The sequence below is a fragment of the Marinobacterium iners DSM 11526 genome (assembly GCF_900107855.1).
GTDB lineage: Bacteria > Pseudomonadota > Gammaproteobacteria > Pseudomonadales > Balneatricaceae > Marinobacterium > Marinobacterium iners.
Genome location: NZ_FNRJ01000017.1, coordinates 1 through 14,971, shown reverse-complemented (window position 1 = coordinate 14,971; position 14,971 = coordinate 1). Strand labels below are relative to the sequence as shown.

Here is a 14,971-nt window from a genome sequence, read left to right as displayed (position 1 = left end):
CTTTCGGTTGGTGTCAGTCAGTGATCAGACGTTGTGCGCGCAGCTGCGCCATCAGCTGTTCGATCGCTTCATCATCGCGGGTGTCCACCGGCAATGTGATCAGCTGCTCTTCGCTGGTCAGGGGTTGCTGTACTTTCATCTGTTCGCGCATGACGCTGACATCGGCATCGGAAGGGTCGCGGCCTTCCGCTTCACGTCGTTTCAGACGCGCCTCAATCAGGTTGAGTTCGCAGTGGCAGCTGATAATTCTCACCGGGATGCCGAGGTTCTTTGCGAGCTCGACGTAGGCATTGCGGGTGCGCTGTCGAATGAACGTGGCATCAACCACCACGGAGTATCCGGCCTTCAATGCCTGAGCCGTTGTGTCATGCAGATACTGAAAGGTCCGCGTGTTCATTTCGGCCCCATACAGTGCCAGTGAATGGCCTTGCAGGGATAGCTCACGGTAGATGCGTTTGCGTTCGACGTCAGACCGAATGCGTATGACGCCGACCGCTTCTGCAAGGCGTTCGCTCAAATAGCTTTTGCCGCTGCCGCTGACCCCGTGCATCAGGAATACGGTAGGGCTGCGTTCTCGACAGTAGTGGGCTGTCAATTGCAGATAGTGACGGCAGGTCTCAAGGTCGGGCTCCAGCCCAAGCATTGCAACCTTCGCGCGCACCATGGAGCGGTAGGCCTTGAAAAAATTCAGCAGTGGCAGGCTGGAGTAGTCGCCGGTCAGCTCCAGGTAGCGGTTAAGGCAGCGGTTGGCCCAACGGAATTGCTGGTTGGCCTCCAAATCCATCAACAGAAACGCCAGATCGGAGATCGTGTCTATCCAGCGAAACTCCAGATTGAACTCAATACAGTCAAACAGACGCAGCTGATCGTGAAACAGGTTTATGTTGGCCAAGTGCAGGTCGCCGTGGCATTCGCGGACATGCCCCTCGCGTTTGCGCTGCCTGAGCCTGTCTTCCAGTGCACGGAACTGTTGTGCGATCTGTGCAGACAGACGCTGCAGCAGGCTCCAGTCGTCGGTATCGAGATGATCAGGCGGGATATGGCGGAAGTTGTCAGCCACGACCTCCCACAGTGTATCAGGCTCACCCCAGGGGCTGTCCTGAGCCACGATCGGGATTTTTTGGTGGAATTCTGCAATCTGCTCGGCCAAAAGGTCGATCCAGTGGCTTTCAAACAGCTGTCGCTGCAGCAGGCGGTCAAGCCGAAGTTCAGGATCGAACTGATACATTCGGACCGCGTATTCGATAATCTCCTCGCTGGCTCCCAGCTTGGGTTCTGTGCAAGAGCCTCCAATTGGAACCACATCGATGTAGATATCCGGTGCAAGGCGCTGGTTTAGACGCAGTTCCTCTTCACAGCAGTGGCGTCGCTGCTCAAGCGTGGTGAAGTCAAGAAAGCCGAAGTTGACCGGCTTCTTGATTTTGTAGGCAAACTCGCCTGTGAGCAGCAGCCAGGAGATGTGTGTTTCAATCACTCGGATCGGGCCGGTCGGGTGAGGATAATGCCCGGGCTCGCTCAGTGACTGTATCAGTTTGGGTAACATGAGACTCCTGCTGTTGTCAGCGATGGCATAAGATTATACTGACGCGATGACTAAAAAGAGAACCACCACCGCAAAACGATCTGCCTCCCGTCAGGCAAAACGACCCTCTCGTCTGCGCCGCCTGTTGGGATGGCTGCTCAAACTGGGTGTGGTTTTGTCGGTTATCGCCGGCGTTGGCCTGATCTATCTGGATGCCCAGGTGCGCAGCAAGTTTGAAGGCAAACGCTGGGCACTGCCGGCAAAAGTATATGCACGACCGCTGGAGCTGTACCCCGGACAGAAACTGGCCATGGATGAGCTCAAACAGGAACTCAGAGCGCTGGGGTATCGCTTTGAGCGCCAGGCCAGCCGGCCGGGAAGTGTCGAATGGGCAAGTAGCAGGGCGCGTATTCACAGTCGAGGTTTCAATTTTCCTGATGGGGCTGAGCCATCGCATAACATGCTGCTGAGTTTCTCCGGTGATCGGCTTGAATCCATCCGGGCTCAGGGTGGACAGCAACTGCCGCTGGTGCGGCTGGAGCCGATTCTGATCGGTGGTATTTACCCTCGCTCCAATGAAGATCGTGACCTGATCAAGCTGGAGCAGGCCCCCTCTCATCTTGCGCAAGCCCTGGTCACGGTCGAAGACCGGGCGTTCTATGAACACCACGGCGTTTCGCTCAAGGGAATCGCCCGTGCCATGTGGGTCAATATCCGTGCCGGTCGTTTTGCCCAGGGCGGCAGTACGTTGACCCAGCAGCTGATAAAGAACTTCTACCTAACCTCGGACCGTACCCTGAGTCGCAAGCTGCTGGAGCTGCCGATGGCGGTACTGCTGGAACTGCACTATTCCAAGGAAGAAATTCTTGAAGCCTATCTGAATGAAGTGTATCTGGGGCAGTCCGGTAGTCGCGCGATTCACGGCTTTGGGCTGGCCAGTCAGTACTTCTTTGCTCGACCGATTACCGAGCTGGAGTTGCATCAGGTGGCATTGTTGGTTGGGATGGTGAAAGGCCCATCCTGGTATGATCCGCGTCGCCATCCAGAACGCGCGCTTGAGCGCCGCAACCTGGTGCTGAAAATGCTGTTTGAACAGCGCCACATCAGCCGGGCGGAATATGATGAAGCCCAAGGCCGGACGCTGGGCGTGGTACAGCAACGCAGCCTGCACAAGGGGATGTATCCCGCTTATCTTGATCTCGTCAAGCGCAAGTTGAGGGAAGAGTATCGCGATGATGATCTGGCAACGGAAGGGCTGCGCATCTTCACGACCCTTGACCCGCTGGTACAAACCCGTGCCGAGGCGGCTCTGGAACAGAGCCTGAAGCAGCTGGAGCAGCGCTATGGCAATAAGGCTGCCGGACTTGAGGCCAGCATGGTGGTAACGGATCCTCAGACAGGTGAAGTGCTGGCGCTGATTGGTGGGCGTGAAACACGCTACGAAGGCTTCAACCGTGCGCTGGATGCGCTGCGTCCAATCGGCTCTTTGGTAAAGCCTGCGGTATATCTGGCGGCGCTGGAGCAGGGCTATACACTGGCAACGCCGCTGCAAGATGAGCCTTTTGAGCTGAAGCAGCCAGATGGATCTCTGTGGCAGCCGCAGAATTTTGATCGCCGCAGTCACGGGGTGGTGCCGTTGCACCGTTCACTGGCGCTTTCCTATAATCAGTCCACCGCTCGTTTGGGTATGGAGGTTGGGCTGGGGCGCGTGATTGACATGCTGGAGCGTCTTGGTGCCGAGCGCGAACTCAAGTCTTTTCCCTCTCTGCTCCTGGGTGCGCAGGCGCTCTCGCCACTGGAACTGGCCAGTATCTATCAGACTATCGCGGCGAATGGCTTCAAGATGCCTTTGCGAGTGATACGCCGGGTGACCGATGCCGAAGGCAAAGAGTTGTCACGTTATCCGTTTACATTGAAACAGCAGGTCAAGCCGGAAATTGTACATCTGATGCAGTATGCCTTGCAGGAGGTTGCGCGCGAAGGTACGGCACGCAGCGTATACAATACTCTGCCGGCGAATCTGAACGTGGCCGGCAAGACCGGTACCTCGAACGACCAGCGCGACAGTTGGTTTGCTGGTTTTACGGGTGATCGGCTTGCAGTGGTCTGGCTGGGGCGTGATGATAATACGTCACTGCCGTTCACCGGATCGAGTGGAGCCCTGCGGGTCTGGACCGAGCTGATGCGACGCGAACGTCCGGAACCGTTTATCGCAACTCGCCCTGCCGGTGTTGAGTATGTCTGGATCGATGAGGCTACAGGTCTGCGCTCGGATGAGCGCTGTGAGGGGTCTCGTCAGCTGCCGTTCCTGAAGGGCACAGCACCAGAACAAAGCGTCGATTGCGGTCAGCATAATCCGATTAACCGCTCACTTGACTGGTTCCGCAACTGGTTTAACTGATCAAAGAAGGACAGGATGAAAAAAATCTGTTTGATGGCAGCATTTGCTGCTCTGCTTGCCGGCTGTGCAGGCCCCAATCCCTATCGTGCGCCTGTAGAGGATAGGGGGGCGCGCGCTCCCGCTGCAGAGCCGCCTGGCAGTGTGGTTCCGGTTGAGGAAACCCCGGGGGTGCAGGTGATTCCGGTGGGTGAAGCGCCGGTGATACGTGCCCAGCGTGAAGCACCGCAGCCCATGTCCGGTCAGGCGATCACTGAAACGCTGCCGGTACAGCCACAGAGCCCAGCGGTTGTTGCCTTGCTGGAAAATGCCCGCAGCGATACCGGCAGTGGCGATTTGCGCACGGCCCAGAGTCGATTGGAGCGCGCCCTGCGTATCGCCCCGCGTGACCCTGAGGTCTATATCCAGCTGGCGGATGTGCAGCGTCGACAGGGGCAGTTTTTGCAAGCGGAACAGGTTGCTTTGAAGGGAATCAGCATCGCTTCCGGGCAGGACAGCGCCCTGCGCCGTTTATGGACGCTGGTTGCCGAAATTCGCAATGAAGGAGGTAACAGTGCAGGTGCGGCTGAAGCGGGCCAGCGAGCCGCCGCCTATTGAGGCGACGGCTGTTTGACCTGGCTCAACAGGGCAAAGGCAAACAGAGGCAGGGCCGCTGCCAGTGCTGAGCTGAGCACAAAGGCTGGTAACGGGGGCACCGGCAGAAGCGGACTGCACACGGCAACCGCCAGCAGCAGCCCGCTGCCTGCTGAGGCCAGTCGTGCAAAGGTGCCGTGCAGGCGCAGGGCGGCACCCAGCAGCACAAGGCTGATGGCGATGCCCATCGCCAGTGTGTAGGCCTCGCCAAGCCCTATGCGTCGGCACAGTTCAAACAGAGCAAACAGTCCCAGCAGCCATCTTCCCCAGCCCGCTCTGGACCAGTGCCACTGCATCGCCTGTCCTGCCATGACGGTGGCCAGCAGGGGCAGGGCAGCATACAGTGCCAAGTTGTCCAGCATGCGCTGCAGCGTTTCGATATCCTGCCCGCTGTCAGTGAGTGTCAGGCGGCCCAGTGCGGCCAGAGCCACAAACACTAGTGCGAGGCAGCTCACTTTCAACAACAGACTCTGCTCTTCAGACGTGTCTTCCGTCTGGCGGAACATCAGTACCGCACTGAACAGGGCGGCTGCCAGCAGTACAATATCGCCCGCCATGTGTTATCCCGCCAGCTTGGCAAATACACTGTCAGCCGCTTCCAGGGTCGCATCCAGCTCGGCTTCTGTGTGTGCATTGGAAACAAAGCCGGCTTCAAACGCAGAGGGCGCCAGATAGATACCTGCGTCCAGCATGCCGTGGAAGAATTCACCAAATCGTTTCGCGTCGCAGCGCATCACATCAGCAAAGCTGCTGACTGTCTCCTGCTCGGTGAAGAAAAGGCCGAACATGCCGCCAATGGCGCTGGTGGTGAACGCAACACCGTGCCGTTTGGCCATTGCTTCCAGCCCTTGGGTCAGATATTCGGTTTTGGCAGAAAGCTGTTCATGGATACCCGGCTCACGCAGTGCCTGCAGCATGGTCAGACCTGCCGCCATCGCCAGCGGGTTACCTGACAGAGTGCCGGCCTGATACACCGGACCCAGCGGGGCGATATGCTGCATAATCTCACGCTTGCCCCCGAAGGCTCCGACCGGAAGGCCGCCACCGATGATCTTGCCCAGTGTGGTCAGGTCCGGTTTGATGTTGAAATATTCCTGAGCACCGCCCAGCGCCACACGGAATCCGGTCATCACCTCGTCGAAAATCAGTACACTGCCGTGTTCGTCACAGACTTCGCGCAGACACTCCAGAAAGCCCGGTGCGGGCAGAATACAGTTCATGTTGCCGGCAACGGGTTCAACAATAATGCAGGCAACCTGATCGCCGATCTCGGCAAAGGCCTGGCGGACATTGTCAATATCGTTATAAGTCAGCGTAATCGTGTGCTCGGCCAGTGAGGCCGGCACTCCGGGTGAGTTGGGCTCACCCAGCGTCAATGCGCCGGAGCCGGCCTTGACGAGCAGGGAGTCGGAGTGACCATGGTAGCAGCCCTCGAACTTCACGATCTTGTCACGACCGGTGTAACCGCGGGCCAAACGGATGGCGCTCATGGTGGCCTCGGTACCGGAGCTGACCATGCGGACCATCTCCATGGAGGGCACCAGTTCGCAGACCAGATCAGCCATTTCGGTTTCAATGCCGGTGGGGGCACCAAAACCGAGGCCGTTATCCAATGCAGCGCGCACCGCTTCAATCACGGGAGGGAATGAGTGCCCAAGCAACATGGGGCCCCACGAACCTACATAGTCGATGTAGCGGCGGTCGTCTTCGTCATACAGGAAAGGACCCTCACCTCGCTTGAAGAAAACCGGGGTGCCGCCAACACCCTTGAATGCGCGAACCGGGGAATTGACGCCACCGGGGATGTGAGTCTGAGCGGCCTTGAACAGGGATTCTGAACGGGACATGTGTCGCTTCCTTTAATGGTCTTGTGCCTGAATACGGAACAGCCGGCTGAACTGTTCAGCCCGAGTGCGAATATCCTGCGCGGCGAACAGGGCGTGTACGACTGCGGTCATGTCGGCGCCAGCTGCAATCACTTGTGTCGCATTATCCACGCTGAGGCCGCCTATCGCTACCATGGGTACACTCAGTTGCGATCGTGCCGTGGAGAGCAGTGACAAAGGAGCCGGGCTGGCGCCTGGTTTGGTGTTGGAGGGGAAAAAAGAGCCGAAGGCAACATAGTTGGCACCTTCGGCCTGGGCCCTGATTGCAAGCTCAAGCCGGTCATGGCAGGTCTGTCCGATGATGGCGGTTTTGCCCAGTCGCTGTCGTGCCTCCGTGAGGCTGCCATCCTTCTGCCCCAGATGGACGCCGTCAGCCTTGCAGGACAGTGCCAGCTCCACATCATCGTTGATCAGGAAGATACAATTATGGCTTTTGCACAATGCACGCAAGGCGCTGGCCTGATCGAGGCGAAGCGCTGAGTTGTTTGACTTGTCCCGATACTGCAGGACTTTCATGCCGCCAGCGATGGCCGCTTCACAGGCGTTCAGCATGGTCTGGGTATCGGGCATGAGGGTGGCATCGGTAATGCCGTAAAGACCTGATAAAGAGAATGTAGGCATCAGAGGCTCTGCTTGTGGTTGTAGTAGGACTCGATCTGTTCTTTGCTGATCAGCCCCAGTGGGGACTCCTGGTTGCTTACGACAAGCAGGTAATCAAGCTGATGTTGCAGCATCAGATCAAGCGCTTCCTTCAGCGTGGAGCGATAGAGCAGGGGCATTACATCCCGTCGCTGTGCCGGTATTTCCAGCAGGTTTATCGACAGCTCGGGGTCGGTTTTGTCTGCCGTTTCATTTTCAAGCCAGACTTTCAGGTCCGCCGGCGGCAGCAAAAAGCTGTTATCACCCTTTTGCACCAGCAGCCACTGAGGTGCTGCGGTCAGCAGGTCACGTGCAGACGACAGGCTGATGATACTCTCAGTCTCCGCAAAGTTTCGTTGCATCAGGCTGCCAACGGCTGCTCGAGACAGCACCTGAGTCAAGGGTGCCTGGCGTAGATCCATCCCCTGTGCCTGCAAAGAGGCATGAAATATCGAAGGCAGGCCGAAACCGTAACGGGTGGTGAGGTTGGCGGTGACGATTGCCAGCATGCCGGGCAGGATGATCGCGGTGTTGTGGGTCAGCTCCAGCATCGCCAGCAGGGCTGCCAGCGGGGCGTTGAGCAGAGCCGCCATCATCGCACCCATGCCAAGCATGGCGTAAAGTGCAGTGTCGGCCGTCAGCCCCAGGCTGTTGCCTGTCGCACCAAGTAAAGCGCCTGCCGAGGCACCGATAAACAGAGAGGGTGCAATGAGCCCGGCCGGAATGCCCAGTGCGATGATCACTGGAGTCAGAAGCCATTTGGCCAGCAACAACCCCAGCAGCCAGATTGCCGCAGGCTGGGTGTGGAACAGGGCCTCGATTGTATCGTAGCCACTGCCCATGACTTCTGGCCAATGCATGGCTACCAGTCCGGTGAGAGTGCCAGCGAGAAGGAAGCGAGTGGGTATGCTCCACTGGCAAATGCGAAAGGTGTGGCGATACAGAAAATGAAAGCCGACCGCGAGAAGCCCGGTCATCAGCCCCAGTAGCATTACCAGCGGCAGTTCGGACAGCTTGTGGATCTGAAGGGCCGGGGCATTGAATACAATGGCTTCGCCTACAGTCAGGCGCACAACAACATCCCCGACCACGGCTGCTACCATAATGGGCAAAAAACCGACCAGAGTGTACTCAAGCAGAATCACTTCCATGGCAAAAATGACACCTGCCAGCGGTGTGTTGAAAGCGGCTGAGATGCCGGCAGCGGCACCGCAGCCAACCAGCAGGCGCAGCGTGTTGTTGGGCAGATTGAGGCGTTGGCCAAGCCAGCTGCTGGAGGCGGCGCCCATATGGACGGCCGGGCCTTCACGGCCAACCGAATGGCCGCTGGCCAGTGCAATGAGTGCGGCCAGCAGCTGGACCAGCATGTTGCTGCCGGGCATGCGACCCTGATGGTTGTTGAGGCGTTCCAGCAGGTGGACGATGCCCACGCTGCGAGCATGGGCGGGGATCGAAAGGTAGAGCAGAATCAGCAACAGGCTGCCGACCACGGGAAACAGCAGGCGACTGATTTCGGGAAGGCTTTCAAAGTTTTCGGTGCCACCGGAAAGCAGCCAATGCTGCAACAGGTTGTAAGCGCCTCGGAACAGGCTCATGAGTCCGCCGGCCACGAGCCCCGACAATACGCCAAGCACCACCAGCTGGGGCAAGGCATCAACATGAGCCAGCCGGGTTCGGAAGTGTTCCAGTGACAGCAGTCGGTGTGGCATGATGGGTTCTCGGGTGCTCGGTGGTCATCTGCAGAACGGCTGAGTATTATACCCTAACAGTTTTCGCATACTGATGAGAGGTGCATGTGGTCAAGGTAGGTATCGTCGGCGGAACCGGTTATACCGGTGTTGAATTGTTGCGGCTTCTGGCCAATCACCCGCAAGCGCGGGTTGAGGTCATTACATCCCGATCCGAGGAAGGTATCCCGGTTGCCGACATGTATCCCAACCTGCGTGGCCACCATGATATTACCTTTACGGTTCCGGATGTGGATCGGTTGGCGGCCTGTGATGTAGTGTTCTTTGCCACCCCTCACGGGGTTGCCATGAGCATGGCGCCAGAGCTGGTCGAGCGCGGTGTGCGTGTAATCGATTTGGGCGCAGATTTCCGTATCAAGGATATCGAGCTGTGGGAAAAATGGTACAACCTTAAGCACACATGCCCTGATTTGGTGGCCAAGGCTGTGTATGGCCTGCCTGAGCTGAACCGTGATCAGATCAAGGGTGCTGAGTTGATTGGTTGTGCTGGCTGTTATCCTACTGCCGTGCAGTTGGGTTATCTGCCACTGCTGGAAAGCAAGCTGGTTGATCACCGTCGCCTGATTGCGGACTGCAAGTCAGGTGCCAGCGGTGCGGGACGTGGTGCCAGCGTGGGTACTCTGCTGTGTGAAGCCAGCGAAAGCGTCAAGGCCTACGGTGTGCCCGGTCATCGCCATCTGCCGGAGATTCGTCAGGGTCTGTCCGGTATCGCTGAACGCCCGGTGGGACTAACCTTCTCGCCACACCTGATGCCGATGATTCGTGGTATTCATGCAACCCTGTACTCTGTGCTGAAGGATCCAGTGGGGCCTGATTTGCAGGCGCTGTTTGAAGAGCGCTATCGCAATGAGCCATTTGTTGATGTGATGCCGGCCGGCAGCCACCCTGAAACACGCAGTGTGAAAGGTTCCAATATGTGCCGCATCAGTGTGCACCAGCCGCAGGGGGAAGATGTCGTTGTTGTGCTGTCGGTTATCGACAATCTGGTCAAAGGGGCATCCGGTCAGGCAGTGCAGATCATGAACCTGATGTTTGATCTGCCGGAGCGTTCAGGCCTCGAACAGGTCGCACTGATGCCGTAATACTTGACTAATTTGGTTGGTTTAGTCAAAATGCGCGGCATTGAAAAGGTTTGGTGTGACTATGAGTGAAACTGCACAGGATGCTCCGCTTGCGTTTACCGAGGCGGCAGCTCGAAAAGTTAGACGTTTGCTTGATGAAGAGCAAAATGACAATCTGAAGCTGCGGGTTTATATCACCGGAGGGGGGTGTGCCGGTTTTTCCTATGGTTTCACCTTCGATGAAAATACGGCTGATGACGATACAGTCGTAGAGCGTGATGGTGTGCTGTTGGTCGTTGACCCGATGAGCTTCCAGTATCTGGCTGGCGCTGAGGTAGATTATAAGGAAGGGCTGCAGGGTTCGCAGTTTGTGATCAACAACCCCAACGCCGCTACAACCTGTGGGTGTGGTTCTTCCTTTTCGATTTGATCTCTCTGTACCGATCAGTCAGTCAAAACGCCAGCCGCTGAGCTGGCGTTTTGCATTTCGGAATTCAGGCCGGACAGATAGTGCCCAGTATGCGAGGGCCTTTGGCACCTGTCACCTCTGGCAGGCTTGAGGTTTGCTGTTGAAGGGTCCGCATGGCAAACCATGCAAAAGCGGTTGCTTCAACCCAATCAGGGTCAAGCCCAAGTGCAGTTGTGCTGTCAACTCGGCAATCTGAGAGTCGGGCGCGAATGCGTTCCACCAAGCGACTGTTATGGCTGCCTCCGCCACACAGATACACTTCAGGTTGGATTAGCAGCTGGCTGCGGATGGCGTCACACAGGGTGATGGCTGTCAGTTCCAACAGTGTCGCCTGTATGTTTTCAGAGGCCTGCTCATGGTTGAATTGAGCAAGCATGATGTTGAGCCAGTTCGGGTTGAAGTCTTCGCGTCCGGTGCTTTTCGGTGGCGCAGCGTGAAAAAAAGGGTGTGCAAGCAAGGCATTCAGCAGTTTGGTGTCGACTGTACCCGTTGCAGCCCAAGCGCCGTCCCTGTCGTAACAGCCGAGTTGGTTGTGCTCGATCCATCCATCCATCAGCACATTGGCCGGCCCAGTGTCGTAGCCCAGCACCGGACTCATCGGGTCAGCTGGCAATAAGGTAATATTGGCCATGCCGCCAAGGTTGGCGATCATCCGGTCGGCAATCGGACTGCGGAATAACGCCTCATGAAAGGCGGGTACCAGTGGGGCGCCCTGACCACCAGCGGCCAAGTCCCGGCGACGGAAATCAGCTACGGTAGTAATACCGGTGCGCTCTGTAATCGTGTTTGGATCGCCAATCTGAAGGCTGAAGCCAGCCCCCGGCCGGTGGCGAACGGTCTGGCCATGGGAGCCTATCGCCTTGATTGCGTCAGTCGATACTCCGGCCTGTTGCAACAAACACAGGGTTGCGTCTGCAAAGATTCCACCGAGCGCTATATCCAGTCGCCCCAGTTGTTCAATCTCATCATTGCCGGGCTGCGTCAGCTGGGTGATCTGGTGGCGCAGCTCACTGGGCAGGGGGTGGCTGTAAGCCGAGCAGAGTTCGAACGACGGTGTGAATCGAACCAGTACCGCGTCTATGCTGTCCAGGCTTGTTCCGGACATCAGTCCGATATAAAACTCCGGGTCTGTCATTGTTCAGGCTCATTCAGGGCAAGGCGGGTGTCGGTTCGCTGATTCAGCTCGGCCATGATGCTGCCTGTCTGGGAGTTGAAAGCATTCATCTCGTTTGCCGGAACCGATTCAGCCTGAGGCAAGGCTACAGTGAGCGGGTTCTTATGAGTGCCATTAATGCGGAATTCATAGTGCAGGTGTGGGCCGGTGGCGAGGCCTGATGCGCCGACATAACCGATGACCTGGCCTTGCTTGACGCGACTGCCGTTGTTGACGCCCTTTTGGTAGCGACTCATGTGCGCATACAGCGTTGTAATATTGCCACCGTGCTGGATGATGATGGTACGGCCATATCCGCCCTTGGTGCCTCGCCAAATGACTTTGCCATCACCGGCAGCCTTGATTGGTGTGCCGGTGGCGGCGGCGTAATCAACCCCTCGGTGGGGGCGTCTCTTGCCCAATACTGGATGGAAGCGTTCCGGTTTGAAGTGCGAGCTGATACGCCGGAAGTCGACGGGTGATCGCAAGAATGCCTTGCGCATGCTGCGACCATCAGGGGTGAAATAGTTGGTCTCGCCTTTGCTGTCCGTATAACGGACGGCTTCGTAGCTCTGCCCCTGGTTAACGAAGCGAGCAGCGAGAATTTTGCCGTCCCCGATTTTTTCACCTTCCAGAAACTCTTCCTCAAACAGCACTTGGAAGCTGTCACCGCGCCGAATGTCGAGCGCAAAGTCGACATCCCAACCAAAGATCGAGGCCAACTCCATTATGACTTTATCAGAAAGACCTGCACGGGCGGCATCAAGGAACAGCGAATTTTCTATCTGGCCCTGAGCGTGCGCAGTGCGCTTTTCTGGTGTGCGCTCTTCCTCCACAACTTCATAGCCTTTTTCTGTTTGCACGAGCAGGGTGCTGCTCAAGCGACTGCGAACATGGCGCAGCTTTGTCAATTGGCCATCTTCGACAAGAAGAGAGATATGTTCGCCGGGGCGCAGCTGCTTGAGAGCATTGCTTCCGCTTACGGCACTGGACACTCGATACACATCACGCGGACCGAGGCCTGCTCGTTTGAACAGAGAGGTCAGGTTGTCCCCGGACTGGATCCGGTATTCGACCCAGTTTTCGGCCGGACTTGCTGCTTCGGCTGGATGGATGCTGGCCTCGGATTCGGTGGGTATGGGGAGTGCCACTGAGGTTGGTGAAGTATTTTGTGTATCGGGTTCCACAAGTTGTGATGTGTCGTCAACAGTGATTGAGGCAGGGGGCTCCTGATGTGAAATGGGCCGGTTAATCGCTTCGGCCTCTTCAGTTGGCATCAAAATGAAAATCAGGCTGATCACCGCAATACAAATCATGGCAGCGGCAATGTGTATCGGAGGAAGCTGGCGCAAAGTACGGAGAAAAGAGGTCACGAACACACCCATGTCATTTTGAAAATTCGCTGACGTTGACACCGGAGTATAACGGAAATTCAACATTTTTATATTTGTCGGGTGTCAGTGGAACGTTGGTAATGGATAGAGTTTGTTCACATTCCTGTGAGCGTTTAGAATGCGCCATCGGCTTACACTCAACCCATATAGAGGGATTCAGGCGGTATGAACGCAAACAGTTTGATTGAGGATCTCAAGGCCCGGGGTCTGGTTGCCCAGACGACCAATGAAGAAGAGCTGGTCGAGCATCTGTCTCAGGGGCCGGTGACGCTTTATTGCGGCTTTGACCCCACGGCAGACAGTTTGCACTTGGGCCACCTGGTGCCTCTGTTAATGCTCAAACGTTTTCAGCAGGCAGGTCATCGTCCTATCGCTCTGGTCGGCGGGGCGACTGGCCTCATTGGTGATCCGAGTTTCAAGGATCAGGAGCGCCAGCTGAACTCAGCTGAAATCGTTCAGCAATGGAGTGAATGCCTCAAATCCCAGATCAGCCGGTTCATTGATTTTGACGGTGAAGATGGGGCCATATTGGCCAATAATTACGATTGGACAGCCAGTGTTGATGTACTCAGCTTCCTGCGTGACATCGGCAAGCACTTTACTGTCAATAAAATGATTGCAAAAGAGTCGGTCAAGCAGCGTATAGAGCGTGAAGGCTCAGGTTTGTCATTCACCGAATTCACCTATCAGATTCTGCAGTCCTATGACTATCAGCAGCTGAATCAGAAGTATGACTGTACGCTCCAAATCGGTGGGTCCGACCAATGGGGAAATATTGTTGGCGGTATTGAGCTGACACGCAGAGTGAATGGCGCTGCCACTCATGCGTTGACCTTACCTCTGATTACAAAGTCTGATGGCACCAAGTTTGGCAAGACTGAAAGCGGTGCGGTGTGGCTGGATGCGAAAAAGACATCTCCTTACGCATTCTATCAGTTCTGGCTACAGACGCCTGATGCAGATGTTTACCGTTTCATGAAGTTCTTTACCTTCCTGTCCGTCGCCGAGATCGACGCGATAGAGGCGGAAGACCGTGCCCGTGAAGGCCGGCCCGAGGCTCAGCGTGTTTTGGCAGAGCAGATGACCGAGATGGTCCATGGGAAAGAAGCCCTCGAGGCGGCTCGTCGCATCACTGAAGCTTTGTTTTCGGGTGATCTATCTCAATTGAGTGCTGCGGATTATGCCCAGCTGGAGCAGGATGGGCTGCCGGCAACACAGGTGCCAGCTGAGTTGACTGACCTGCCGCTGACAACTCTATTGGTTGAGGCTGGCTTGGCCGCTTCAGGCAAGCAGGTAAAGGATGTGCTGCAACGCAACGCGGTCGTGATCAATGATCAAGAATGCGGTATGGATCAGAATATGGCGGCAGATAAGTTGTTTTCACGCGATGCGGCTCGGTTCGGTAAGTACTTTCTAGTCAAGTTGGGCAAGAAAAAGCATCACCTGTTCTACCTGCACTGACTGCGTGGCTGAATACCAAGTGTATCTAAAAATAACGGACGCCTCGGCGTCCGTTATTTTTTTGGGGGGTTAGGCGTTGCTACTGGCTGCTTTCATCTTTCTGAAACTTTTTTACACGCAGGTGTTGACTCCCTTAGTGGTGTCTGTAGAATTCGCCTCCTCGCTTGAGACGCCCCACCGGAAACGGTTCAGGGCAGATCGATTGAGCAAGTGGTAAGATGTTGAATTAAGTGGTTTTTTGGTTCATCATTGCGCTTCTTGAGTGACTGCCGAATCGTTGTTTGAGTGCTCAGCACTGAAACAGAAAACGAAAAAAACGGTTGACACTGAAACGGGTTGCGGTAGAATACGCGCCTCGCTTGAGACAACAGGTTGCACCGAACGGTGCGGTTGGCCAAGCCCGCTCTTTAACAAATTGATCAGGTAATATGTGTGGGCGCTTGTCAGGATTGAGCACACAAAGCTTAATCAAGGCAAGCAACCTAACTGAATATTCATTTAGCGTTGTGTAATACCTTGAGCCGAATGAAAAGCTGCTTGCAGCTTTGAATTCACAAGATTTTAAACTGAAGAGTTTGATCATGGCTCAGATTGAACGCTGGCGGCA

Annotated in this window: 12 protein-coding genes; 5 read left to right on the top strand and 7 right to left on the bottom strand. The window is 56.2% G+C overall.

The window, feature by feature from the left end; all coding sequences use genetic code 11:
* Positions 1–13: 13 nt before the first annotated feature.
* The gene (locus BLV48_RS15130) at positions 14–1,543 is read right to left on the bottom strand and encodes a bifunctional aminoglycoside phosphotransferase/ATP-binding protein (protein ID WP_091827636.1); all 1,530 of its coding nucleotides are present in this window, start codon (positions 1,541–1,543) and stop codon (positions 14–16) included.
* Positions 1,544–1,589: 46 nt separating this feature from the next.
* Between BLV48_RS15130 and mrcB the strand changes: the two genes are divergently transcribed.
* Both mrcB and BLV48_RS15120 read left to right on the top strand, forming a co-directional pair.
* Complete coding sequence (gene mrcB / locus BLV48_RS15125) at positions 1,590–3,923, top strand: penicillin-binding protein 1B (RefSeq protein WP_091827635.1); 2,334 nt, start codon at positions 1,590–1,592, stop codon at positions 3,921–3,923.
* Positions 3,924–3,938: 15 nt separating this feature from the next.
* Positions 3,939–4,517, top strand: coding sequence for a tetratricopeptide repeat protein (locus BLV48_RS15120; RefSeq protein WP_091827634.1), 579 nt, complete (start codon positions 3,939–3,941; stop codon positions 4,515–4,517).
* On the opposite strand, the gene BLV48_RS15115 is transcribed toward BLV48_RS15120, so the two are convergent.
* From BLV48_RS15115 to BLV48_RS15100, 4 genes are read right to left on the bottom strand one after another with little or no spacing between them, the layout of a single operon-like run.
* Positions 4,511–5,110, bottom strand: coding sequence for a hypothetical protein (locus BLV48_RS15115; RefSeq protein ID WP_091827633.1), 600 nt, complete (start codon positions 5,108–5,110; stop codon positions 4,511–4,513). The two genes, BLV48_RS15120 and BLV48_RS15115, sit on opposite strands and share 7 nt — an antisense overlap.
* Positions 5,111–5,113: 3 nt before the next feature.
* Positions 5,114–6,400 (bottom strand): glutamate-1-semialdehyde 2,1-aminomutase, encoded by a 1,287-nt coding sequence (hemL, locus tag BLV48_RS15110; protein ID WP_091827632.1) that lies wholly within the window; start codon positions 6,398–6,400, stop codon positions 5,114–5,116.
* Positions 6,401–6,412: 12 nt separating this feature from the next.
* Entirely contained in the window at positions 6,413–7,060 is a 648-nt protein-coding gene (gene thiE / locus BLV48_RS15105) for a thiamine phosphate synthase (protein WP_091827631.1), read from the bottom strand.
* A complete protein-coding gene (locus tag BLV48_RS15100; RefSeq protein WP_091827630.1) occupies positions 7,060–8,787 on the bottom strand; it encodes a chloride channel protein in 1,728 nt (575 codons plus the stop codon). Before BLV48_RS15100 ends, thiE begins: the two co-directional genes overlap by 1 nt.
* Before the next feature lie 86 nt (positions 8,788–8,873).
* Between BLV48_RS15100 and argC the strand changes: the two genes are divergently transcribed.
* Entirely contained in the window at positions 8,874–9,908 is a 1,035-nt protein-coding gene (gene argC / locus BLV48_RS15095; protein WP_091827675.1) for an N-acetyl-gamma-glutamyl-phosphate reductase, read from the top strand.
* A gap of 61 nt (positions 9,909–9,969) precedes the next feature.
* Entirely contained in the window at positions 9,970–10,317 is a 348-nt protein-coding gene (gene erpA, locus BLV48_RS15090) for an iron-sulfur cluster insertion protein ErpA (RefSeq protein ID WP_091827629.1), read from the top strand.
* Positions 10,318–10,381: 64 nt separating this feature from the next.
* On the opposite strand, the gene BLV48_RS15085 is transcribed toward erpA, so the two are convergent.
* Together BLV48_RS15085 and BLV48_RS15080 are read right to left on the bottom strand one after the other, a co-directional pair.
* Complete coding sequence (locus tag BLV48_RS15085) at positions 10,382–11,491, bottom strand: anhydro-N-acetylmuramic acid kinase (RefSeq protein ID WP_091827628.1); 1,110 nt, start codon at positions 11,489–11,491, stop codon at positions 10,382–10,384.
* The gene (locus tag BLV48_RS15080; RefSeq protein ID WP_254775061.1) at positions 11,488–12,882 is read right to left on the bottom strand and encodes an OapA family protein; all 1,395 of its coding nucleotides are present in this window, start codon (positions 12,880–12,882) and stop codon (positions 11,488–11,490) included. Before BLV48_RS15080 ends, BLV48_RS15085 begins: the two co-directional genes overlap by 4 nt.
* Positions 12,883–13,068: 186 nt before the next feature.
* Here BLV48_RS15080 and tyrS point away from each other — a divergent pair, with 186 nt between their 5' ends.
* Entirely contained in the window at positions 13,069–14,364 is a 1,296-nt protein-coding gene (gene tyrS, locus BLV48_RS15075; RefSeq protein WP_091827626.1) for a tyrosine--tRNA ligase, read from the top strand.
* Positions 14,365–14,971: the final 607 nt, after the last annotated feature.

What these genes read in the sequence shown, in the direction of transcription:
- thiE (WP_091827631.1), bottom strand. Translation starts at nt 7,060, where the DNA reads ATGCCTACATTCTCTTTATCAGGTCTTTACGGCATTACCGATGCCACC.
- mrcB (WP_091827635.1), top strand. Translation starts at nt 1,590, where the DNA reads ATGACTAAAAAGAGAACCACCACCGCAAAACGATCTGCCTCCCGTCAG.
- BLV48_RS15130 (WP_091827636.1), bottom strand. Translation starts at nt 1,543, where the DNA reads ATGTTACCCAAACTGATACAGTCACTGAGCGAGCCCGGGCATTATCCT.
- hemL (WP_091827632.1), bottom strand. Translation starts at nt 6,400, where the DNA reads ATGTCCCGTTCAGAATCCCTGTTCAAGGCCGCTCAGACTCACATCCCC.
- tyrS (WP_091827626.1), top strand. Translation starts at nt 13,069, where the DNA reads ATGAACGCAAACAGTTTGATTGAGGATCTCAAGGCCCGGGGTCTGGTT.
- BLV48_RS15120 (WP_091827634.1), top strand. Translation starts at nt 3,939, where the DNA reads ATGAAAAAAATCTGTTTGATGGCAGCATTTGCTGCTCTGCTTGCCGGC.
- BLV48_RS15115 (WP_091827633.1), bottom strand. Translation starts at nt 5,110, where the DNA reads ATGGCGGGCGATATTGTACTGCTGGCAGCCGCCCTGTTCAGTGCGGTA.
- BLV48_RS15085 (WP_091827628.1), bottom strand. Translation starts at nt 11,491, where the DNA reads ATGACAGACCCGGAGTTTTATATCGGACTGATGTCCGGAACAAGCCTG.
- BLV48_RS15100 (WP_091827630.1), bottom strand. Translation starts at nt 8,787, where the DNA reads ATGCCACACCGACTGCTGTCACTGGAACACTTCCGAACCCGGCTGGCT.
- erpA (WP_091827629.1), top strand. Translation starts at nt 9,970, where the DNA reads ATGAGTGAAACTGCACAGGATGCTCCGCTTGCGTTTACCGAGGCGGCA.